At 65.8% G+C, this 21,758-nt stretch carries 15 protein-coding genes; all 15 read left to right on the top strand.

Features of this window, described 5'->3' with window-relative positions; translation table 11 throughout:
• Positions 1 to 69 precede the first annotated feature (69 nt).
• The 15 genes from ACIGJC_RS15415 to ACIGJC_RS15345 all read left to right on the top strand — a co-directional run bounded on the left by ACIGJC_RS15415 (position 70) and on the right by ACIGJC_RS15345 (position 21,758).
• The gene (locus ACIGJC_RS15415) at positions 70 to 540 is read left to right on the top strand and encodes a F0F1 ATP synthase subunit B (protein ID WP_483709837.1); all 471 of its coding nucleotides are present in this window, start codon (positions 70 to 72) and stop codon (positions 538 to 540) included.
• A 2-nt stretch (positions 541 to 542) separates the two neighbouring features.
• A complete protein-coding gene (locus ACIGJC_RS15410) occupies positions 543 to 1,082 on the top strand; it encodes a F0F1 ATP synthase subunit delta (protein WP_483709836.1) in 540 nt (179 codons plus the stop codon).
• A gap of 38 nt (positions 1,083 to 1,120) precedes the next feature.
• Positions 1,121 to 2,662: a F0F1 ATP synthase subunit alpha gene (gene atpA, locus ACIGJC_RS15405; RefSeq protein ID WP_483709835.1), complete on the top strand. Its 1,542-nt coding sequence runs from the start codon at positions 1,121 to 1,123 to the stop codon at positions 2,660 to 2,662.
• Positions 2,663 to 2,736: 74 nt separating this feature from the next.
• The gene (gene atpG / locus ACIGJC_RS15400) at positions 2,737 to 3,612 is read left to right on the top strand and encodes a F0F1 ATP synthase subunit gamma (RefSeq protein ID WP_483709834.1); all 876 of its coding nucleotides are present in this window, start codon (positions 2,737 to 2,739) and stop codon (positions 3,610 to 3,612) included.
• Positions 3,613 to 3,645: 33 nt separating this feature from the next.
• Positions 3,646 to 5,049, top strand: coding sequence for a F0F1 ATP synthase subunit beta (gene atpD / locus ACIGJC_RS15395; RefSeq protein ID WP_483709832.1), 1,404 nt, complete (start codon positions 3,646 to 3,648; stop codon positions 5,047 to 5,049).
• Positions 5,050 to 5,148: 99 nt separating this feature from the next.
• Positions 5,149 to 5,565 (top strand): F0F1 ATP synthase subunit epsilon, encoded by a 417-nt coding sequence (locus tag ACIGJC_RS15390; protein ID WP_483709831.1) that lies wholly within the window; start codon positions 5,149 to 5,151, stop codon positions 5,563 to 5,565.
• Between the two features lie 673 nt (positions 5,566 to 6,238).
• Positions 6,239 to 6,679 (top strand): CoA-binding protein, encoded by a 441-nt coding sequence (locus ACIGJC_RS15385; protein WP_483709830.1) that lies wholly within the window; start codon positions 6,239 to 6,241, stop codon positions 6,677 to 6,679.
• Positions 6,680 to 6,716: 37 nt separating this feature from the next.
• Positions 6,717 to 7,673: an alpha/beta hydrolase gene (locus ACIGJC_RS15380; RefSeq protein ID WP_483709829.1), complete on the top strand. Its 957-nt coding sequence runs from the start codon at positions 6,717 to 6,719 to the stop codon at positions 7,671 to 7,673.
• A 75-nt stretch (positions 7,674 to 7,748) separates the two neighbouring features.
• Positions 7,749 to 8,846, top strand: coding sequence for a uroporphyrinogen decarboxylase (gene hemE / locus ACIGJC_RS15375; RefSeq protein ID WP_483709827.1), 1,098 nt, complete (start codon positions 7,749 to 7,751; stop codon positions 8,844 to 8,846).
• Positions 8,847 to 9,377: 531 nt separating this feature from the next.
• Entirely contained in the window at positions 9,378 to 11,666 is a 2,289-nt protein-coding gene (locus ACIGJC_RS15370; RefSeq protein ID WP_483709826.1) for a primosomal protein N', read from the top strand.
• Between the two features lie 197 nt (positions 11,667 to 11,863).
• Entirely contained in the window at positions 11,864 to 15,832 is a 3,969-nt protein-coding gene (gene putA / locus ACIGJC_RS15365; protein ID WP_483709825.1) for a trifunctional transcriptional regulator/proline dehydrogenase/L-glutamate gamma-semialdehyde dehydrogenase, read from the top strand.
• A gap of 146 nt (positions 15,833 to 15,978) precedes the next feature.
• Positions 15,979 to 17,130 carry a branched-chain amino acid ABC transporter substrate-binding protein gene (locus tag ACIGJC_RS15360; RefSeq protein ID WP_483709823.1) on the top strand — a complete coding sequence of 384 codons (1,152 nt, stop codon included), beginning with the start codon at positions 15,979 to 15,981 and terminating at the stop codon, positions 17,128 to 17,130.
• Positions 17,131 to 17,295: 165 nt separating this feature from the next.
• Positions 17,296 to 19,254, top strand: a complete 1,959-nt coding sequence (locus ACIGJC_RS15355; protein ID WP_483711567.1) for a tetratricopeptide repeat protein — start codon at positions 17,296 to 17,298, stop codon at positions 19,252 to 19,254.
• Between the two features lie 153 nt (positions 19,255 to 19,407).
• The gene (locus ACIGJC_RS15350) at positions 19,408 to 20,643 is read left to right on the top strand and encodes a cation:proton antiporter (protein ID WP_483709821.1); all 1,236 of its coding nucleotides are present in this window, start codon (positions 19,408 to 19,410) and stop codon (positions 20,641 to 20,643) included.
• Entirely contained in the window at positions 20,643 to 21,758 is a 1,116-nt protein-coding gene (locus ACIGJC_RS15345; RefSeq protein WP_483709819.1) for a YbdK family carboxylate-amine ligase, read from the top strand. Before ACIGJC_RS15350 ends, ACIGJC_RS15345 begins: the two co-directional genes overlap by 1 nt.

Genomic DNA, 21,758 nt, shown 5'->3' with positions numbered 1-21,758 from the left:
GGCGCAGGCCATCAGCCTCGCCGCCTTTTGTGCATTTATCTGTAGTTTGATTACCGAAAGGAACACACCATGAATCTGAACGCAACGTTTTTTGCGCAGATGGTCGTGTTCTTCATCCTGTGGTGGGTTGTTGCCAAATTTATTTGGCCGCCGCTGGTGAAGGCGCTCGACGAACGCGCAAAGAAGATCGCCGATGGCCTCGCCGCTGCCGAGAAGGGCAAGGCCGAGCTTGAACTCGCCAACAAGCGTGTGGACCAGGCTATGGCCGAAGCCCGCACCGAGGGTGCTCAACGCGTCGCTGACGCCGAGAAGCGCGCCCAGCTGACGGCGGACGAGATCAAGCAAAACGCCCAGGCGGAAGCCGCACGCATCATCGCCCAGGCCAAGGCCGAGGCAGAGCAGCAAGTGACCCGCGCACGTGAAGACCTGCGCGACCAGGTCGCCGTGCTGGCAGTCAAGGGTGCCGAGCAGATCCTCAAGCGCGAAGTGAACGCGCAGGTCCACACCGACCTGCTCAATCAACTCAAAGCTGAGCTCTAATCATGGCCGAAACCGCAACCATTGCCCGTCCCTACGCTGAGGCGCTGTTCCGCGTCGCCAGCGAAGCCGACAATCTGGGTGCATGGTCCGAGCTGGTGTCGGAGATGGGGCATATCGCCGCCAACCCCGACATGAAGGCGCTCGCCGACGATCCGAACGTTCCCGGCAACAAGCTGGCCGAACTGTTCCTGTCGGTGGTGAAGTCCCCGGTGAATGACGAGGCACGACGCTTCGTCACGCTGCTGGTGGACAACAACCGCCTGACGGTGATGCCGGAAATCGCCGAGCAGTTCCATGCGCTCAAGAACGCCCGCGAAGGCTCGTCGGACGTCGAGATCACCAGTGCATTCCCGCTGGATGGTCAACCACTGAACGACCTGATCGCTGCGCTCGAACGCAAGTTCGGCCGCAAGCTGCACGCAAAGGTGGCGGTAGACCCGTCCCTGATCGGCGGCGTGAGCGTCAAGGTCGGCGACGAAGTGCTCGACACCTCCGTGCGTGCGCGCCTGGCTGCCATGCAAACCGCGCTGACCGCCGTCTGATCGGCCGTCCGTCGGATTGAAGAATTAGGAGCATTGTGATGCAACTGAACCCCTCAGAAATCAGCGAGCTGATCAAGTCCCGCATCTCGGGTCTTGGCGCTGACGCTGAAGTGCGCAACACCGGCACGGTAATTTCCGTGACCGATGGTATCTGCCGCGTGCACGGCCTGTCTGGCGTGATGCAGGGCGAGATGCTGGAATTCCCGGGCAACACCTTCGGCCTCGCGCTGAACCTCGAGCGCGACTCGGTCGGCGCCGTGGTGCTGGGTGACTACGAACACATTTCGGAAGGCGATACGGTCAAGTGCACCGGCCGCATTCTGGAAGTGCCCGTTGGCAAGGAACTGCTGGGCCGCGTGGTCAACACGCTGGGCCAGCCGATCGACGGCAAGGGCCCGATCAACGCGAAGGAAACCGACGTGATCGAAAAGGTCGCGCCGGGCGTGATCGCGCGTCAGTCGGTGAGCCAGCCGGTGCAGACCGGCCTGAAGTCGATCGACGCGATGGTGCCGATCGGCCGTGGCCAGCGCGAGCTGATCATTGGCGACCGCCAGACCGGCAAGACCGCCGTGGCTGTCGACGCCATCATCAACCAGAAGGGCAAGGGCGTCTTCTGCGTGTACGTGGCAATCGGCCAGAAGGCTTCGACGATCGCCAACGTGGTGCGCAAGCTGGAAGAGCACGGCGCGATGGAATACACCGTCGTCGTTGCCGCCGCCGCCTCGGATTCGGCCGCCATGCAGTACCTGGCCGCCTACGCCGGCTGCACGATGGGCGAGTACTTCCGCGATCGCGGCGAAGACGCGCTGATCGTCTATGACGACCTGACCAAGCAAGCCTGGGCCTACCGCCAGGTGTCGCTGCTGCTGCGCCGCCCGCCGGGCCGCGAAGCCTACCCGGGCGACGTGTTCTACCTGCACTCGCGCCTGCTGGAGCGTGCCGCACGCGTGAACGAGGTCTACGTCGAGAAGTTCACCAACGGCGCCGTGAAGGGCAAGACCGGTTCGCTGACCGCACTGCCGATCATCGAAACGCAGGCCGGCGACGTGTCCGCGTTCGTGCCGACCAACGTGATCTCGATTACCGACGGCCAGATCTTCCTGGAAACCGACCTGTTCAATGCCGGTGTCCGTCCCGCCATCAACGCCGGTATCTCGGTGTCGCGCGTGGGTGGTGCTGCACAGACCAAGGTGGTGAAGAACCTGTCCGGCGGTATCCGTACCGACCTGGCCCAGTACCGTGAACTGGCTGCGTTCGCGCAGTTCGCTTCGGACCTGGACGACGCCACCCGCAAGCAGCTGGAGCGCGGCCGCCGCGTGACCGAACTGCTCAAGCAGGCGCAATACCAGCCGCAGCAAGTGTGGCAGCTGGCCGCGTCGCTGTTCGCAGCCAACAACGGCTTCCTCGACAACGTGGAAGTGAAGGACATTCTGCCGTTCGAGAAGGGCCTGCACGACCATCTGAAGACCAAGTACGCCGACCTCATCAACCGTATCGAAGAGACCAAGGTCCTCTCGAAGGAAGATGAGCCCGCCCTGCGTGCCGCGATCGAGGATTTCAAGAAGTCCGCCGCGTTCTAACCGCGCAATTCCCCGATGCCGCCGCCGCGCCTGGCTAACGCCGGCGCGGCGGTGGTTCGGACGGAGAGGAAGATATGGCCGGAACGAAAGAAATTCGAACCAAGATCAAGAGCGTGCAAAACACGCGCAAGATCACCAAGGCGATGGAGATGGTCGCCGCATCCAAGATGCGCAAGGCGCAGGAACGGATGCGCAATGCCCGTCCCTATGCCGAGAAAGTGCGTAACATCGCGGCGCACCTGGCTTCGGCCAACCCCGAGTTCAAGCATCCGTTCATGCAGGAGCGCGAAGTCAAGCGCGTCGGCATGATCGTGGTCACGACCGACAAGGGGCTGTGCGGCGGTCTGAACACGAACGTGCTGCGTGCGGTGACCAACGAGCTGAAGAGCCTGCAAGGCCGCGGCGTGGATGTGCAAGCCACTGCCATCGGCAGCAAGGGCATGCAGTTCCTGAGCCGCATCGGCGCCAAGGTGGCCTCGAATGTGGTGCAGCTCGGCGACACCCCGCACCTGGAAAAGCTGATCGGCGCGGTCAAGGTCCAGCTCGACGCATTCACCAATGGTGAAGTCGACGCGGTGTACCTGGCGTACACCAAGTTCGTCAACACGATGAAGCAGGAACCGATGGTTGAGCAGTTGCTGCCGCTCGCCGCCGACAAGCTGTCGCAGACCGAAGAAGAGAAGCGCGCCTACTCGTGGGACTACATCTACGAACCTGACGCGCAGACCGTGGTGGAAGAGCTGTTGGTCCGCTACGTCGAGGCGCTGGTGTACCAGGCCGTGGCCGAGAACATGGCGTCCGAGCAATCGGCGCGCATGGTGGCCATGAAGGCGGCATCCGACAATGCCAAGAACGTGATCGGCGAACTGCAGCTGGACTACAACAAGACCCGGCAAGCAGCGATCACCAAGGAATTGTCAGAGATCGTCAGCGGTGCAGCAGCGGTCTGAGGCGTCAAGAATTCAAGCTATCGGAGATACGAAATGAGTATCGGAAATATTGTGCAGTGCATTGGCGCCGTGGTGGACATCGAGTTCCCGCGCGACGCAATGCCGAAGGTGTACGACGCGCTGGTGCTGGAAGACAGCGGCGAAACGTCGTTCGCCGAGAAGGGCCTGACGTTCGAAGTCCAGCAGCAGCTGGGTGACGGCGTGGTGCGTACCATTGCTCTCGGTTCGTCGGACGGCCTGCGCCGCGGCATGCCGGTGAAGAACACCGGCGCGCCAATCTCGGTGCCGGTGGGTCAGGGCACCCTGGGCCGCATCATGGACGTGCTGGGTCGCCCCATCGACGAAGCAGGCCCGATCGCTTCGGACGAGCGCCGCGCCATTCACCAGAAGGCACCGAAGTTCGACGAACTGTCGCCTTCGACCGACCTGCTGGAAACCGGCATCAAGGTGATCGACCTGATCTGCCCGTTCGCAAAGGGCGGCAAGGTTGGCCTGTTCGGTGGTGCTGGCGTGGGCAAGACCGTCAACATGATGGAGCTCATCAACAACATCGCCAAGCAGCACAGCGGTCTGTCGGTGTTTGCCGGCGTGGGCGAGCGTACCCGTGAAGGGAACGACTTCTACCACGAAATGAGCGACTCGAACGTGCTCGACAAGGTCGCCATGGTGTTCGGCCAGATGAACGAGCCGCCGGGCAACCGTCTGCGCGTGGCACTTTCCGGCCTGACCATGGCCGAGAAGTTCCGTGACGAAGGCCGTGACATCCTGTTCTTCGTCGACAACATCTACCGCTACACGCTGGCCGGTACCGAAGTGTCGGCACTGCTGGGCCGTATGCCTTCCGCCGTGGGCTACCAGCCGACGCTGGCTGAAGAAATGGGCAAGCTGCAGGAGCGGATCACGTCGACCAAGACCGGCTCGATCACGTCGATTCAGGCCGTGTACGTCCCTGCGGATGACTTGACCGACCCGTCGCCGGCTACCACCTTCCTGCACCTGGACTCGACCCTGGTGCTGTCGCGTGACATCGCCGCGCTCGGTATCTACCCCGCAGTGGACCCGCTGGACTCGACCTCGCGCCAGATGGACCCGCAAGTGGTTGGCCAGGAGCACTACAACGTCGCGCGTGCCGTGCAGCAGACGCTGCAGCGCTACAAGGAACTGCGCGACATCATCGCGATTCTGGGCATGGACGAACTGTCGCCGGAAGACAAGATGGCCGTGAACCGCGCACGTAAAATCCAGCGTTTCCTGTCGCAGCCGTTCCACGTGGCCGAAGTGTTCACGGGTTCGCCGGGCAAGTACGTGCCGCTGAAGGAAACCATCCGTGGTTTCAAGATGCTGGTGGATGGCGAGTGCGATCACCTGCCCGAGCAGGCGTTCTACATGGTCGGGTCGATCGACGAAGCCTTCGAGAAGGCCAAGAAGCTCCAGTAAGCCTCGCTTTGACGCTCCCGCGCTCCGGTGCGGGAGTGACGGCATGCTGCCTCGCGCGGCCTGCCGTCAGAAGTGAAGCGAACGGACAAAGGAATTCATATGGCAACCATTCTTGTAGACGTCGTCAGCGCGGAAGCGTCGATCTTCTCCGGCCAGGCGAAGTTCGTGGCGCTGCCGGGCGAGTCGGGTGAGCTGGGCATTCTGCCGGGCCACACGCCGCTGATTACGCGCATCCAGCCGGGCGCCGTGCGCATCGAGAAGGAAGACGGCAGCGAAGAGTTCGTATTCGTGGCCGGCGGCATTCTCGAAGTGCAGCCGAAGCATGTCACCGTGCTGGCCGATACCGCCATCCGCGGTACCGACCTGGACGAAGCCAAGGCGCAGGAAGCCAAGCGTGCCGCCGAAGAGCTGATGCAGAACCAGAGCAGCGATCTGGACATTGCACGCGCTCAGAGCGAACTCGCCATGGCCGCAGCGCAGCTGGCTGCCATCGCCCGTCTGCGTCGTAAGAAGTAAGCAACAAGCAGTACCTGGCGCACTGTTGTTTTTTCGGTGCGACAGCCAAAAAAAGGCAGCCACGCGGCTGCCTTTTTTATGGGCTGGAGATATGCTTGATCCGTTCTGGACAAAAAAAAGCGCGCGGGCCGGGGAGGCTCCGCGCGGACGGGAAAATCCCTTCGAGGGGTCAATTCGAAGGAACGGGTTCTGTCCAGAACTACCAAGCTAAGGCGCAGCGAATCACGTTCGCAAAATTGGCCAACAAGGCCACGCGCCATCGGGTCTTCCTGGTATCCGAGCCAGCAGGCATCGCCTGCTGGCTCGGAAAATCGGGGATCACTGCCAAAGGCTTTCTTCAGCGTCCCATGTTCTGACTTCTCGATTCTTGGCGGGACGCCACCAAACGTCGGTGTGTCAATGCATTGTGGGGGAAAGTCCCTGCAATGGCAGTAACAAAATGTATCCTTTTGCAAGAAGTTGAAAGCCTGGGCGGCATAAATGACGCGCAATGGACACATTGACAAGCTTTTGCCTCACTTTTTCGTGAGCCAAGTGCCTGTCTGTATTCTTATTGCGCCGGTCTCCATGTGCGATAGCGAACCAAACGACGTCTCCGGCGTCCCCTGTCGTTCGCGGTTACGATTGCTCCTGTTTTGAGCCCGGTGTTCGCCGCGGCAATACTACGGAGCCCATGATGTCACGTATGCAGGACGCGATTCGGAAGATGCTTGGCATGAAAACCGTTGCCATTGTCGGCTTGTCTGACCGTGCCGACCGCCCGAGCCATGAAGTCGCCGAGTTCCTGCAGCAGCATGGTTTCCGCATCGTCCCGGTGAACCCGCGCCACGCGGGCGAGCGCATTCTGGGCGAGTCTTGCCACGCGTCGCTAGAGGCCGCCGCTGCCGCGATCCATGCGCAAGGCGGCCGCATCGAGTGGGTCGATGTTTTCCGCCGAGCCGAGGATACTCCGCCGGTAATCGCTGAAGCCGTTGCCATGGGTGCGAGCGGAGTCTGGCTGCAGCTCGGCATCGTCAACGATGACGCCATTGCCAAAGCCCACGCCGCGGGGCTGCTTGCCGTGCAGGACTGCTGCAGCAAGATAGAACTGACGCGCCAGCTCGAACTATCCTGAGCGGCGCACTTTTGCCCGAACCCTTTCCGTTTCGCCGATGGCCATCGATCCGCAACTCCTCGCCTATTACCGCCGCCAGACCGAACAGTACACGGGCCTGCCCGTACCCGTTGATGCGCCCGCGCGGCGCTTGCGCTTCGACGAAGTGGCGGCTTCGTCGATGGTGCCGGATCCCGACGGCGTCACCTCGACGGACCTCGAGCTGCCGTTGGACGGCCGCACACTCACGGCGTGCTTGTTCAGGCCGGCGGGCACCGGTGCCGCTCGGCTGATCGTCTATTTCCACGGCGGAGGCTGGGTGATCGGCTCACACCAGACGCACCGCACCATTGCCGCGATGCTTGCCGCCGATACTGGCTGTGCGGTCGCCAGCGTGGACTACCGGCTCGCGCCCGAGCACCCGTTCCCGGCACCATGCGATGACGCGGTGCAGGCGGTGCAGTGGTTTGCCGCTCAACGGGCATCACTGGGCTTCGACACTGGCTTCCTGGCCGTCGCGGGAGACAGCGCGGGCGGGCATCTGGCGGCGCTCGCGGCGCAGCAGGTCAATGCCGAAGCCGGACGGCAGGTCGTGGCGGCGCAATTGCTGATCTACCCGGTCACCGCGCCCGTGCTCAGCACCGAAAGCTACCGCGCCTTTGCCAATGGCCCCGGCCTGACGCGCGACGAAATGGCCTGGTACTGGACTCAGTTCATCGGTGCCGGCGCGCTCGCGCAGGGCGCGCAGCATCCCGATCCGCGCATCCATCTGATGGCGCAGGCGCCGGCGGTCCAGCCGCCGGCCACGGCCCTCATCGTGGCGGCCAACGACGTGTTGCGCGATGGCGGCCTGGCTTATGCCGATTTCCTCGTCCGCCACGACGCCGCGGTGGTCACTATCGAAGCCAGCGGCATGACGCATGGTTTCGGGCGCCTGCAGTCTGAAGCGCCGCGTGCCCGCGAATGGATGCAGCGCGCCGCGCAAGCCTTTGCCAGCCTGTTCGACGAGGCATAGCGCCGCGGTGCTCCGGCACCGGTCGCAAAGTGCCGTTGCGCCGTGGCCATCCCTTAGAATGGCGGTCTTACGAGGATGACCATGACCGCACTGCAGAACGACACTTTCCTGCGCGCATTGCGCCGGCAGCCGACTGAATACACGCCGCTGTGGCTGATGCGCCAGGCGGGCCGCTACCTGCCCGAGTACAACGCCACGCGGGCGCGGGCCGGCAGTTTCCTGGGGCTGGCCAAGAATCCCGCCTACGCCACCGAGGTGACGCTGCAGCCGCTGGACCGTTATCCGCTGGACGCTGCCATCCTATTCTCCGACATCCTCACCGTCCCCGATGCGATGGGCCTTGGCCTGTCGTTCGCCCAGGGCGAGGGCCCGCGCTTTGCCCGGCCGCTGCGCACGGAAGCCGATGTCCAGAAACTGGCGGTGCCCGATATGTCGTCGCTGCAGTACGTGTTCGACGCCGTGGCCGAAATTCGCCGCGCATTGGTCCAGGAGGGCCGCCAGCGCGTGCCGCTGATCGGTTTCTCGGGCAGCCCCTGGACGCTCGCCTGCTACATGGTCGAAGGCGGTGGCTCGGACGACTTCCGCATGGTCAAGGCCATGATGTACGGCCGCCCGGACCTGATGCACCGCATCCTGGAAATCAACGCCCAGGCGGTCAGCCAGTACCTGAACGCGCAGATCGAGGCCGGTGCCCAGGCCGTGATGATCTTCGACACCTGGGGCGGCGCACTGGCCGATGGCATGTACCAGGCGTTCTCGCTGGCCTATATGCGCAAGGTGCTGGCCGGCCTGAAGCGCGAGCATGACGGGCAGCAGATTCCGGCCATCGTGTTCACCAAGGGTGGTGGCTTGTGGCTGGAAAGCCTTGCCGAGACCGGCGCCGATGCCATCGGCCTGGACTGGACCGTCAACCTGGCCGACGCCCGTCGCCGCACCGGCGGCCGCGTGGCGCTGCAGGGCAACATCGATCCCACGGTGCTGTTCGCGCCGGAGGCCGCCATCCGCGAGCAGGTGCGTGGCGTGCTGGACAGTTACGCCGCCGCGGGCGGCAGCGATGGGCACGTATTCAACCTGGGCCACGGCATTTCGCAGTTCACGCCGCCGGAAAGCGTGACCGTGCTGGTCGATGAAGTGCATCGCTACAGCAAGCAGCTGCGCGCGGCGCGCGGCTGACCACCATTCCCCTACAGGTCGGCGCCTGGCCTGCCGGCCCTGCTTTCCTCGCGGTGCAGCGATTTCAGTGCGATGGATCGTCGGTGTCGCGAAAGGCGCGCCGCTGCTGCTGTCAAGTAAACAATTTCATCCAGATTCGCCAAAAAGATGCGACGGGTTGATTGTGGAGGCTTGACTTATGCACACCGATTGGTTTGCCGCAGTGCAAGAACGGGTTACTCCTTAACTCATCTGGGGGATGTTTGCAAGGTATTGATTTTTAAGGCATTGGAAGTTTTTCAACGCCGCGGCGCAGGCCAGTGATTCCCTTGTTTTTCGGGCTTTGGCGGCATCTTGATGCGACTTTTCAACAAAGTTATCCACAGGGTCGGTGGAATTAGTGGAAAAGCAGTCATCTATCATCGACTTAGGGCCACATTTGAAGTTTTACTTTAAGTTGATGTTGCGCCGCACACAGCGCCCGGCTCCGCCAACTTTGCGTCGCATTCCGCACAGTATTTGTGCACGCGCCTTGCACCACAACCGCCTCCGATGATGCTGTCAGCCGACACCGAACCGCGCCAGGCCGGCATTGTCCGCGTCGCGCTCGATACGCCCGCGGACGACTGCTTCGACTATCTTGCCGGTCCCGACGTGTCGCCGGGTGACCTCGTCGTGGTGCCATTCGGGCGCCGCAACCTGGTGGGGGTGGCCGTGGCGCGCGCTGACGAATCCGCCGTACCGGCGGAGCGCCTCAAGCCGGTATCGGCGCGGCTGGATTGGTTGACGTCTCTAGCGGAGGAGTGGCGCGACCTGGCGGCATTCGCCGCGCGCTATTACCAGCGTTGTCTCGGTGAAGTGATGCTGCCGGCGCTACCGCCGTCGTTGCGCGAGCCCGAAGGTTGGCCGCGCCTTGCGCTGCGTGCCCGCACCGAGGCGTATCGCGCGGTGCCGGCGCACATTCCCATGATGCTGCAAGCCGTGCCCGTGCGCGCAAGATCGGTCCGCGCGCTTGCGCAGGCGCTTGCCGATCGCGGGGGCGGCCCGACGGCACAGGCGCCGATGAGCCTGTCCGAGGCCCGCGAGCTGTGCGCCGCGGCGCCGGCCAGGCTGGCGGAATGGGTCGCCGCAGGATGGGTCGAGGTCCTGACCGCCGAGCGCACCTTGCTGGCCACGGCGCCGTCTCAGGCGCCATCGGTGGCGCCGCCGCTGCACGAGGAGCAACTCGCGGCGGTCGAGGCCATAGGCGCGGCCACCTCGTTCACGCCGTTCCTGCTTCACGGTGTGACCGGCAGCGGCAAGACCGAGGTCTATCTGCACGCCATGGCGCAGGTGTTGGTACGCGATCCGCACGCGCAGGTGCTGATGCTGGTGCCGGAAATCAACCTGACGCCGCAGCTGCAGTCGCGCATCGCCGCCCGGTTCCCGCACCTGCCGCTGGCCGTGCTGCATAGCGGCCTGGCCGATCAGGAGCGCAGCCTGCAGTGGCTGGCCGCCCATCGTGGCGAGGCGCGCATCGTGCTCGGCACACGGATGGCGATCCTGGCGTCCATGCCGCACCTCGCGCTGATTGTCGTGGACGAAGAACACGACACGTCCTACAAGCAGCAGGAGGGCCTGCGCTATTCCGCGCGCGACCTGGCGGTGTGGCGCGCCAAGCGGCTCGAGATTCCCGTGGTGCTCGGATCGGCCACGCCGTCGATGGAGACCTGGTGGCGCGCCGAGCAGGGTGCTTACCGCAAGCTGGTCCTGCGCGAACGCGCGCAGGCCGAGGCCGCGCTGCCCACCGTGCGGCTGGTCGACCTCAACCATGAACGGCAGCGCCAGCGCGCGCTGTTCGAGGGTCTGTCGGTGCCGCTGCTGGAAGCCATCGAGGCGCGCCTGGCGCGTGGCGAGCAGAGCCTGCTGTTCCTGAACCGCCGTGGCTATGCGCCGGTCCTGGCTTGCGACAGCTGCGGCTGGCTCTCCGGCTGTCCGCGCTGTTCGGCGTACCTGGTGCTGCACCGGCCCGAGCGGCGGCTGCGCTGCCACCACTGCGGCCTGGAAGCCCCGATCCCGCACCATTGCCCCGATTGCGGCAACATGGATATCGCTCCGCTAGGCCGGGGCACCCAGCGCATCGAGGAAGCGCTGGCAGCGCGTTTTCCCCAGGCGCGCATCGCCCGCATCGACGCCGACTCCACGCGTCGCAAGGGCAGCGCCCAGGCGATGTTCGATGACGTCCATGCCGGCGAGGTCGATATCCTGGTCGGCACCCAGATGGTGGCCAAGGGGCACGACTTCCAGCGCGTCACGCTGGTCGGCGTGGTCCATCCCGACGCCGCCATGTTCAGCCACGATTTCCGCGCCGCCGAGCATCTTTTTGCCTCGCTGATGCAGGTCGCCGGCCGGGCAGGGCGGGCCGGGCTGCCGGGCGAGGTCATCATCCAGACCCGCTATCCGGACGCAGCGGCATTGCAGGCCCTGCAGCGCCATGACTATGATGGATTCGCCGCCGGACAGTTGCGCGAGCGGCGCCAGGCCGGGTTGCCCCCGTTCTGCTACCAGGTGTTGCTGACCGCCGAGCATGGCGAGTTGGAGCGGGCCTTGCAATTCCTGCAGGCAGTCCGCCGCCTGGCTGAGGGCAATGCCCTGGCGCCAGAGGTGCAACTGCATGACCCGGTGCCGATGTCGATGGTCCGCATCGCCGGGCGGGAGCGGGCGCAGATGCTGGTAGAGGCCACCGCCCGACCCGTCCTGCAACGGTTTGTTAGCGAGTGGGTGCAGACTTTCTCCGAAGTGGGCCCGGAGGCGGCGCGCGGTGTGCGCTGGCAGTTGGAGATCGACCCGCTGAGGATCTGAAGGTTGTTGCGTGTGCCGTTGGTGCAACCGCCGCAACCGGCTTTCGAGGTAGTGGTTGCACTAGGTTGCACCTTTGCGTTTTTCGGGAGTAAGATCGCGCCAGCCCAGAGGTTGCGCAGGTCGGGCCCCTATGCCGGCCAAGCGGGTCTTGGCGGCATCGGCCCCCGCAGCCTTGTGTCTTTCGGAGAACAGCTCGCATGGCCACCACCACCCTCGGCGTCAAGCTCGACGACGCCTCGCGCGACCGCCTCAAGCGTGTCGCCCAATCCATCGACCGCACCCCGCACTGGCTGATCAAGCAGGCGATCTTCACCTACCTGGAGCAAATCGAGCGCGGCCACTTCCCGCACGAGGCGACGGCCAGCGGTGCGACCGATGCCGACGGCACCGATGCGGGCGATCTGGGCCATGCCGATGGCGCGCCACAGCCTTTCCTGGAATTCGCCCAAAGCATCCAGCCTCAGTCCGTGCTGCGCGCAGCGATTACCTCGGCCTATCGCCGCCCCGAGACCGATTGCGTGCCGGTGCTGCTGGAACAGGCCCGCCTGCCACATCAGCAGGCCGAGGCTGCCATCAAGATGGCCAAGAAGCTGGCTACGACCCTGCGCGAGCAGAAGGTCGGTACCGGCCGCGAAGGCCTGGTCCAAGGCCTGATCCAGGAGTTCTCGCTGTCGTCGCAGGAGGGCGTGGCGCTGATGTGCCTGGCCGAGGCGCTGCTGCGTATTCCCGACAAGCCCACGCGCGACGCGCTGATCCGCGACAAGATCAGCGGCGCCAACTGGCAGTCGCACCTGGGCCAGAGCCCGTCGCTGTTCGTCAACGCCGCGACCTGGGGCCTGCTGCTGACCGGCAAGCTGGTGGCCACGCATACCGAGTCGGGCCTGAGCAAGGCGCTCACGCGCATCATCGGCAAGGGCGGCGAGCCGCTGATCCGCAAGGGCGTGGACATGGCCATGCGGCTGATGGGCGAGCAGTTCGTCACCGGCGAAACCATTTCCGAGGCTCTCGCCAACGCGCGCAAGTACGAGGCGCAGGGCTTCCGCTATTCCTACGACATGCTCGGCGAAGCCGCGATGACGGAAGAAGACGCCCAGCGCTACCTGGCGTCCTACGAGCAGGCCATCCACGCGATCGGCCAGGCGTCGCGCGGGCGCGGCATCTATGAAGGCCCGGGGATCTCGATCAAGCTGTCGGCGCTGCATCCGCGCTACAGCCGCGCCCAGCACGAGCGCGTGGTCACCGAGCTGTACGAGCGCCTGAAGAGCCTGACGCTGCTGGCGCGCCAGTACGACATCGGCATCAATATCGATGCCGAGGAGGCAGATCGCCTCGAAATCTCGCTGGACCTGCTCGAGCGCCTGTGCTTCGAGCCCGAGCTGGCCGGCTGGAACGGCATCGGCTTCGTGGTGCAGGGCTACCAGAAGCGCTGCCCGTTCGTGATCGACTTCCTGATCGACCTGGCCCGCCGCAGCCGCCACCGCCTGATGATCCGCCTGGTCAAGGGCGCCTACTGGGACAGCGAGATCAAGCGCGCCCAGGTCGAAGGCCTGGAGGGCTACCCGGTCTACACGCGCAAGGTCTACACCGACGTGTCCTACGTGGCCTGCGCGCGCAAGCTGCTGTCGGTGCCGGACGCGATTTATCCACAGTTCGCCACACACAACGCGCACACGCTGTCGGCCATCTACCAGATCGCCGGCCACAGCTATTACCCGGGCCAGTACGAATTCCAGTGCCTGCACGGGATGGGCGAGCCGCTGTACGACCAGGTCGTGGGCCCGGTGGCCGACGGCAAGTTCAACCGTCCGTGCCGCATCTATGCGCCGGTCGGCACGCACGAGACGCTGCTGGCCTACCTGGTGCGCCGCCTGCTCGAGAACGGCGCCAACACGTCATTCGTGAACCGCATTGCCGACGACACCATCTCGCTCGATGAACTGGTGGCCGACCCGGTGGCCGTGGTCGAGACCATGCATCGCGAAGAGGGCACGCTCGGCCTGCCGCATCCGAAGATCCCGTCGCCGCGTGGCCTCTATGGCAAGTCGCGCGCCAATTCTGCCGGCATCGACCTGGCCAACGAACACCGGCTGGCGTCGCTGTCATCGGCGCTGCTGGCCGGCACCAGCGAGCACGTGGTGGCCGAGCCGATGCTGGGCACCGAGGTGCCGCGTGCAGCCGATGCGGTTGCCGCGCCGGTGCTGAACCCGGCCGACCACCGCGACGTGGTGGGCCATGTCGCCGAAGCCAGCCAGGCCGAGGTCGACGCCGCGCTGCAAGCGGCCGCCAACGCGGCGCCGATCTGGCAGGCCACGCCGCCCGACGTGCGCGCCGCCGCGCTGGAGCGCGCCGCCGACCTGATGGAAGCGCAGATGCAGTCGCTGATGGGCATCATCATGCGCGAGGCCGGCAAGACCTTCTCCAACGCCATTGCCGAAGTGCGCGAGGCGGTGGACTTCCTGCGCTACTACGCCGCCGAAGTGCGCCGCAGCTTCGACAACGAGACGCACCGCCCGCTGGGCCCGGTGGTCTGCATCAGCCCGTGGAACTTCCCGCTGGCGATCTTTACCGGCCAGGTGGCCGCGGCGCTGGCCGCCGGCAACACCGTGCTGGCCAAGCCCGCCGAGCAGACCCCGCTGATCGCCGCCGCCGCCGTGCGCCTGCTGCGCGAGGCCGGCGTGCCGGCCGGCGCGGTGCAGTTGCTGCCGGGCCGTGGCGAGACCGTGGGCGCGGCGCTGGTGGGCGATGCACGCGTCAAGGGCGTGATGTTCACCGGCTCGACCGAAGTCGCGCGCATCCTCCAGCGCAATATCGCCGGCCGCCTCGATGCCGCAGGCCGCCCGATTCCGCTGATCGCCGAAACCGGCGGCCAGAACGCGATGATCGTCGACTCCTCGGCGCTCGCCGAACAGGTGGTGGGCGACGTGGTGAACTCCGCGTTCGACTCGGCCGGCCAGCGCTGCTCGGCGCTGCGCGTGCTGTGCCTGCAGGAGGACGTGGCGGACCGCGTGCTCGAGATGCTCAAGGGCGCCATGAACGAGCTGACCATGGCCAACCCGGACCGGCTGTCCACCGACGTGGGCCCGGTCATCGACGACGAGGCGCGCGGCAATATCGTGCGCCATATCGACGCCATGCGCGCCAAGGGCCGCCGCGTGCACCAGGCCGATCCGAACGCCGCGCAGGGCGCGAGCTGCCGCCACGGCACCTTCGTGCCGCCGACGCTGATCGAACTCGACAGCATCGACGAGCTCAAGCGCGAGGTGTTCGGCCCCGTGCTGCATGTGGTGCGCTACCCGCGCACGGCGCTCGATACCATGATCGGCCAGATCAACGGCACCGGTTATGGCCTGACGATGGGTATCCACACTCGCATCGACGAAACCATCGCGCAGATCGTGCAGCACGCCGAGGTGGGCAACCTCTACGTGAACCGCAATATCGTCGGCGCCGTGGTCGGCGTGCAGCCGTTCGGCGGCGAGTCCCTGTCCGGCACCGGCCCGAAGGCCGGCGGCCCGCTGTACCTGCATCGGCTGCTGTCGGTCTGTCCGCAGGATGCGGTGGTACGCAGCGTGCGCCATGCGGAGGCCTCGGGCGCCACGCCAGCCCCGCCGGAGCGTCCAGTCGCCGCGCAGGCCCTGAAGGACTGGGCCAAGACGGAGATGCCCGCGCTGGCCGCAGTGTGCGACCGCTTTGCCGAAGCGTCGGCCGCCGGCATTTCGGTGACGCTGCCGGGGCCGACCGGGGAACGCAACACCTACTCGCTGCTGCCGCGTCATCAGGTGCTGTGCCTGGCGGCTCAGGAATCGGACCTGGCTACCCAGCTGGCTGCCGTCCTGGCGGTCGGCAGCCAGGCCGTGATGGCGGAAAACCCTGTCGCGCGCGGGCTGTTTTCGCGGCTGCCCAAGGGCGTACAATCGCGCGTCCGCCTCGTCGCCGACTGGATGGCGCCCGAGGTGGCGTTCGACGCGGTGATCCACCACGGCGATTCAGACCAGTTGCGCACGGTGTGCGAGCAGGTTGCGGCGCGTCCGGGTCCGATCGTCAGCGTGCAGGGATTGGCGCAGGGTGAACCGAATATCGCGCTGGAGCGTTTGCTGATCGAGCGTTCGCTGTCGGTCAATACGGCAGCCGCCGGCGGCAATGCCAGCCTGATGACGATCGGCTGATCGGGCGCGAACAGAGTTTGACGTGCGTGTGCGCGGCGGCGATCCTGCCGCCATACGCAGCCATAGGGGAGGGGCGCCCAGCCGGCGTTCCCGAAGCGTAGAAAAAGCGCAGCAAAGAAGGCTGAACCAGCCACCAAGGAGAACTGATGACCTCGACATTCCACAAGACGGCCCTGGCCGTTGCCCTGACTTTCGCCGGCCTGACCGGTGCCACGGCAGCCTTCGCCCAGGCGCAGGAAATCAAGCTGGGCTTTGCCGGCCCGATGACCGGTGGCCAGGCCCAGTACGGCAAGGACATGCAGAACGGCATCATCCTCGCCATTGATGACATGAACGCCACCAAGCCGAAGATCGGCGGCAAGGAAGTCAAGTTCGTGCTGGTCTCCGAAGACGACCAGGCCGATCCGAAGACCGGCTCGGTGGTGGCGCAGAAGCTCGTCGACAACGGCATCCAGGGCATGCTCGGCCACTTCAACTCGGGCACCACCATTCCGGCGTCGATGGTCTACAACCGCGCCGGCATTCCGCAGATCGCCATGGCGACCGCGCCGGAATACACCAGGCAGGGCTTCAAGACCACCTTCCGCATGATGACCTCCGACACCCAGCAGGGTTCGGTAATCGGCGCCTTCGTGGTGAAGAAGCTCGGCGCGAAAAATATCGCGATCGTCGACGACCGCACCGCCTACGGGCAGGGCCTGGCCGACGAATTCGAGAAGGCCGCCAAGGCCGCCGGCGGCAAGATCGTGCGCCGCGAATTCACCAACGACAAGGCGGTGGACTTCAAGGCCGTGCTGACCAACATCAAGCGCAGCAACCCGGACATCATCTTCTACGGCGGCGCCGAGACCCAGTCCGCGCCGATGGCCAAGCAGGTCAAGGAACTGGGCATGAAGGCCCCGCTGGTGTCGGGTGAAATGTCCAAGACCGACAACTTCCTGAAGCTGGCCGGTCCCGCTGCCGAGGGCACCGTGGTGTCGCTGGCCGGCCTGCCGCTGGACCAGATGCCGGGCGGCGCCGCGTACGAGAAGAAGTACGAGAAGCGCTTCGGCACGAAGGTGCAGACCTACTCGCCGTACGCCTATGACGGCGCCACGGCGATGATGACCGCCATGATCAAGGCCGGCTCGGCCGATCCGGCGCGCTACCTGCCGGTGCTGGCGGCCACCAATATGCAGGGCGTCACCACCAAGACGCTGGCGTACGACGCGCGCGGCGACCTGAAGGACGGCGGCATTACCGTCTACAAGGTGGTGGGCGGCAAGTGGACGGTGCTGGAGACGGTTGGCGGCAAGTAAGCCGGCCGGCGCCTGGCCCGAAGAACGCCACCCGTAAGGGTGGCGTTTTTTCTTCGGGCAATTCTAAAGATTGAACTGACCCCTGCCGTTTGTTGTCCCCGATGGGGGATCGTGTCATTGGCGCATAATCCCGCATTCGCCTATCCAATCCAGAAGGAGCAGTACGTGTCCGTGCAGGAAGTCAGCTACGACCGCGCAATCGACCTGGCCGGCGTCGGCCGGTTCGATGAAGCGCTCGAAATCGCCGGCCAGTTGTCGGAGGCCCGGCCCGAAGTGGTCGATTTCATTACGCTGCGGGCAAGGCTTCACTTCGACAAGGGTGATGCGCAGGCGGCCTTCGCCGTGCTCGACGAGGCGCTGGCGCGGCTGGAATCGCTGGGGCTCGCGGCGCCGCACCGCTGGGCCTCGCGCGGGGTGATCGCGCATCGCTACGGCGCCATGCTGATGGGCCTTGGCCGTGATGGCGACGCGCTGCCGTGGTTGCATGAGGCTGCGCGGCGCAACGGCCTGCTGTCCGGCGAATGGGCCGCTCATTTCCATGCGGGCCTGGCGTGCTACCGGCTTGGCGACCTGGCGCGGGCCGGCCGTTACTGGCACGACCTGCTGTACCGGGCGCCGGACCTTGGCGCCGAAGACATCCTGCCGCTCGTGCACGACGCGATCGCGCGTGCCGAGGCCGCCGGCCAGCCGGCCGAGCCCATGATGCGTGTCTGCCTGGGCCGCATTGCGCTGGATAACCCCGACCTGCTGGAGCTCGAACCGGAGGCCGCCGACGCGCTCGCGGGCGAGCAGGCCGGCCTGGTGCTGGCCGAGTATCCCGATCATCCGCAGGCCCGCCGCCTGCGCGCGCCGCTGCGCTTCGGCACGGGCGACATGGATGGCGCCCAGGATGACCTGGCCGTGTACCTGCGCCAGTGCCCGGACCCGCAGACCCAGGTACGCGCCATGGCGTGGCGCCACCAGGCCGCCCAGGCCGGTGCGCAGGGCGCCGACGCGCAGCCCTGGCTGAAATTCAGCCTGACCACGCAATCCGACGACGGCGCCGGCTACTACCGTGCCGCCACGGCGCTGGGCGAGTTCATCGACCAGGTGCCGCAGGCCGAAGCGGCGTTGCGGCCGCGGCTGGTGGAAGCGTGCCAGCTCGGCGTGGCGCGCTTCGAAGCCTATTTCGCCACTGGCGAAGGTGACGCGGACGGCCATGGCGGCAATGCCGACCCGCACGTCTATTCGCTGCTGTGCCGCCTGCTGTCGCGCAGCCTGCCGGCCGATGCCGCTAGCCTGGACACGCGCATCGCCCTGCACCGCAAGGGCATGGCGTCGAGCGAGTTCATCGACCACTGGATCGACCTGCTCGACTGCCATGCCGGAGTTGGCCAGCACCAGAAGGTAGTTGAGCTTGCGGGCGAGGTGCTCAATCGCTACCCGCTCGAACGCAACCCGGCCGACGTGACTTGGGCGTTCAGCCGCCTGATCGCGGCCTGGAAGGCGGTCGGCGGCGCCGAGGCGGCAGAGGCCGCCAGCGCGGCGATGGCGCATATGGATGCGCGCCTTGACGCGCTGCCCGTGGAGGCGCGCAGCGAGGTCGCGCACCCGATGGCGCACGCGCGCGCGCATTACGCGGCGCTGGTGCAGGCCCGCGTGGACGGCATGGACCAGCACGACCGCACTGACGCGCTGGCCGAGATCGACGACCAGCAGCGCCGCGCGCTGCTGGTGGAAGACGCGTGGCTCTTCAACCGCTTTGGCCAGGTCTGGCGCGATCTCGGCGACCATGAACGTGCGCTGCCGCTGTTCGAGCAGGCGATCGCATTGACGGAGGGCGATGCCTTGGACCAGGCCGCGCCGCGCGTGCAGCGCGCACTCATCCATAACGCCGCCGCACGGCACGATGCCGCGCTCGCGGATTTTGCCGCGGCGTTCGCAGTACGTGACGACTGGGATGCCGAAACCTGGTTGCATGCGGTGGAGTCGGCAGTTGGCCTCGGGCAACGCGAGACGGCACTTGGCTACTACGACAAGGCGCGTGCAGCAGGCGCCGCCGAAGGGCGCACGCGTGGCCTCAATGCAAAGGTCGAGACCGCACTCCGGGCCACGCGGCCAAAGTGGAAACTGTGGGGCGTGTAAGGCGCGGTCGGCTCCCGTAAACCCGTGGATCCCGCAATGAGAAACGCCATCTTCAAAGATGGCGTTTTTTATTGAAAGTTAAAGACAGAAGTTGGCGCATTCCGTGCGGTGTCAGACAATCGCTGACAAGGAATGTCATGTGCTTCCATTACCATGTCACGCATGAATGGACTGAGCCAACTTTTCCCGTCACTTCCGCTCGCGCCCGGGGGCCTGTTCTGGGTCGGCCTCGCGCTGGTGGGGGCTGGCCTTGCAGGCGAGCTGAGCCGCCGCTGGCTGCGTTGCCCGCGCATTGTCGGCTATGCGGCAGTGGGCCTGTGCGCCGGCATGCTCGGGCGCAGCATCGTCGACGACAACATGATCGCCCAGACCCGTATCCTGATCGATATGGCGCTGGCGCTGGCCCTGTTCGAACTGGGGCATCGGCTCTCGCTGGCCTGGCTGCGCGCGAACCGCTGGCTGCTGCTGACCAGCGCGTTCGAAAGCGTGCTGACCTGGGGCCTGGTCGCGGCGGTGCTGCAATGGATCGGCGCGTCGCCGGGCATTGCGATCCTCGCGGGCGGCATCGCGGTCAGCACCTCGCCGACCATCGTGCTGCAGCTCAAGAACGAGCTGCGCGCCGAAGGCCAGGTGACCGAGCGCCTGATGGCCATGGCCGCACTCAATAGCATCTATGCCGCCGTGATCGTGCAGGTGGCTACCGGCTGGCTGCATTCCGAGTATGGCAACCTGGGCGCCGCGCTGCTGCATCCGCTTTACCTGCTGGTCGGATCCTGCCTGCTGGCGTGGGTGGTGGGCAAGATAGGCCACGCCATCTACGGCCGGATGTCGGTGGACGATCACTACAGCTTCCTCGTGCTCGTCGGCCTGGTGCTTTTCACGCTGGCGCTGACGCGGGTACTAAAATTGTCGATGCCGATCACGCTGTTGCTGGCCGGCGTCGTGTTCAAGCACGAGGACAGCCAGCCGCATGTGTGGCCGACGCACTTTGGCAGCGCCGGCAGCCTGCTGATCATCGTCATGGTGGTTTCGCTGGGCCTGCCGCTCACGGCGCATGACTGGGTGGTCGGCGGTGCCTATGCTGTCGTGCTGGTGTTGCTGCGCCACGCGGCCAAGCTGGCCGGCGTGGTATCGCTGGGATCGTTCTCGGGGCTGAGCCTGCGCCAGTGCGTGGCGCTCGGGCTTGCGCTGGCGCCCATGTCGGGCCTGGCGTACCTGTTGATGAACGATGTCGCGCGCCTGTATCCGGGCACCGGGGAACCCTTGGCCGCCATCATCCTGTGCGCGCTGGCCATCGAGCAACTGCTGGGCCCGGTGATCGCGGCCTGGGCACTGCGCTTCGCCGGCGAAGTCCGTGCCGACCTGCGCAGCAATGGAGGAGGGCGCTGATGTCGCTCGAACCGTTCAAGCATTCCGAGGCGCTGACCTTCGGCGTCGAACTGGAGCTGCAACTCGTCAACCGGCACGACTATGACCTGGCGCCGTTCGCGCCCGACCTGCTGCGTGCGCTGAAGGGCGCCCAGCATGCCGGCGACATCAAGCCGGAGATCAGCCCGTCGATGATCGAGATCAGCACGGGCATCTGCCATACCTACGACCAGGCGGTGGAAGAGCTGACCACCATGCGCGACCTGATGGCGGCGGCCTCGCGCTCGCTCAACATCGGCATCAGCGGTGGCGGCACGCACCCGTTCCAGCAGTGGGCCGACCGCATCATCTCCGATTCGCCGCGCTACCAGTACATCTCGGAGCTGTATGGCTACCTGGCCAAGCAGTTCACGGTGTTCGGCCAGCATGTCCATATCGGCTGCCCGAGCGCGGACGAGTCGCTGTTCCTGCTGCATGCCATCGGCCGCTACGTGCCGCACTTTGTCGCGCTGGCGGCGTCGTCACCCTATGTGCAAGGTGTCGATACCGGCTTCGCCTCGGCACGCCTCAATTCGGTCGCAGCCTTCCCGATGAGCGGGCGGGCGCCGTTCCTGCTCACCTGGGACGCCTTCACCGCGTATTTCGAGAAGATGCGCAATACGGGCGTGATCGAGAGCATGAAGGATTTCTACTGGGATATCCGTCCGAAGCCGGAATTCGGCACGATCGAAGTGCGCGTCATGGATACGCCGCTGACCGTGGGGCGTGCCTGCGATATCGCCGCGTATATCCAGATGCTGGCGCGCTACCTCCTGCTGTCGCGCCCGTTCATGCCACAGGAAGACGACTACCTGGTCTACACCTTCAACCGCTTCCAGGCCTGCCGCTTCGGCCTGGAGGGCGAATACGTGCATCCCAACGAACTGACGCGCCAGCCGATCGCCGAGCATATCCTGTCGATCTGCGACGCGCTGGTGCCCCATGCCGAGGCCTTGGGTTCGCTGCAGGCGCTGGCCAATATCCGTGCGCTGGCCGAGCGCCGCGACGGAGACGCCGAATGGCTGCGCCAGGTCGACGCCGACGCCCGCAGCCAGCGCGAAACCGTGCGCCAGGCCTGCGAACGCTGGGCGGCCTGA

The organism is Cupriavidus sp. C3SS-1 (genome assembly GCF_057073755.1).
This window is presented reverse-complemented; position numbering and strand designations above follow the sequence as displayed.

Bases quoted from the DNA above. Each gene is read 5' to 3' on its own strand.
- ACIGJC_RS15415 (WP_483709837.1), top strand. From the start codon at position 70: ATGAATCTGAACGCAACGTTTTTTGCGCAGATGGTCGTGTTCTTCATC.
- ACIGJC_RS15410 (WP_483709836.1), top strand. From the start codon at position 543: ATGGCCGAAACCGCAACCATTGCCCGTCCCTACGCTGAGGCGCTGTTC.
- atpA (WP_483709835.1), top strand. From the start codon at position 1,121: ATGCAACTGAACCCCTCAGAAATCAGCGAGCTGATCAAGTCCCGCATC.
- atpG (WP_483709834.1), top strand. From the start codon at position 2,737: ATGGCCGGAACGAAAGAAATTCGAACCAAGATCAAGAGCGTGCAAAAC.
- atpD (WP_483709832.1), top strand. From the start codon at position 3,646: ATGAGTATCGGAAATATTGTGCAGTGCATTGGCGCCGTGGTGGACATC.
- ACIGJC_RS15390 (WP_483709831.1), top strand. From the start codon at position 5,149: ATGGCAACCATTCTTGTAGACGTCGTCAGCGCGGAAGCGTCGATCTTC.
- ACIGJC_RS15385 (WP_483709830.1), top strand. From the start codon at position 6,239: ATGATGTCACGTATGCAGGACGCGATTCGGAAGATGCTTGGCATGAAA.
- ACIGJC_RS15380 (WP_483709829.1), top strand. From the start codon at position 6,717: ATGGCCATCGATCCGCAACTCCTCGCCTATTACCGCCGCCAGACCGAA.
- hemE (WP_483709827.1), top strand. From the start codon at position 7,749: ATGACCATGACCGCACTGCAGAACGACACTTTCCTGCGCGCATTGCGC.
- ACIGJC_RS15370 (WP_483709826.1), top strand. From the start codon at position 9,378: ATGATGCTGTCAGCCGACACCGAACCGCGCCAGGCCGGCATTGTCCGC.
- putA (WP_483709825.1), top strand. From the start codon at position 11,864: ATGGCCACCACCACCCTCGGCGTCAAGCTCGACGACGCCTCGCGCGAC.
- ACIGJC_RS15360 (WP_483709823.1), top strand. From the start codon at position 15,979: ATGACCTCGACATTCCACAAGACGGCCCTGGCCGTTGCCCTGACTTTC.
- ACIGJC_RS15350 (WP_483709821.1), top strand. From the start codon at position 19,408: ATGTCACGCATGAATGGACTGAGCCAACTTTTCCCGTCACTTCCGCTC.
- ACIGJC_RS15345 (WP_483709819.1), top strand. From the start codon at position 20,643: ATGTCGCTCGAACCGTTCAAGCATTCCGAGGCGCTGACCTTCGGCGTC.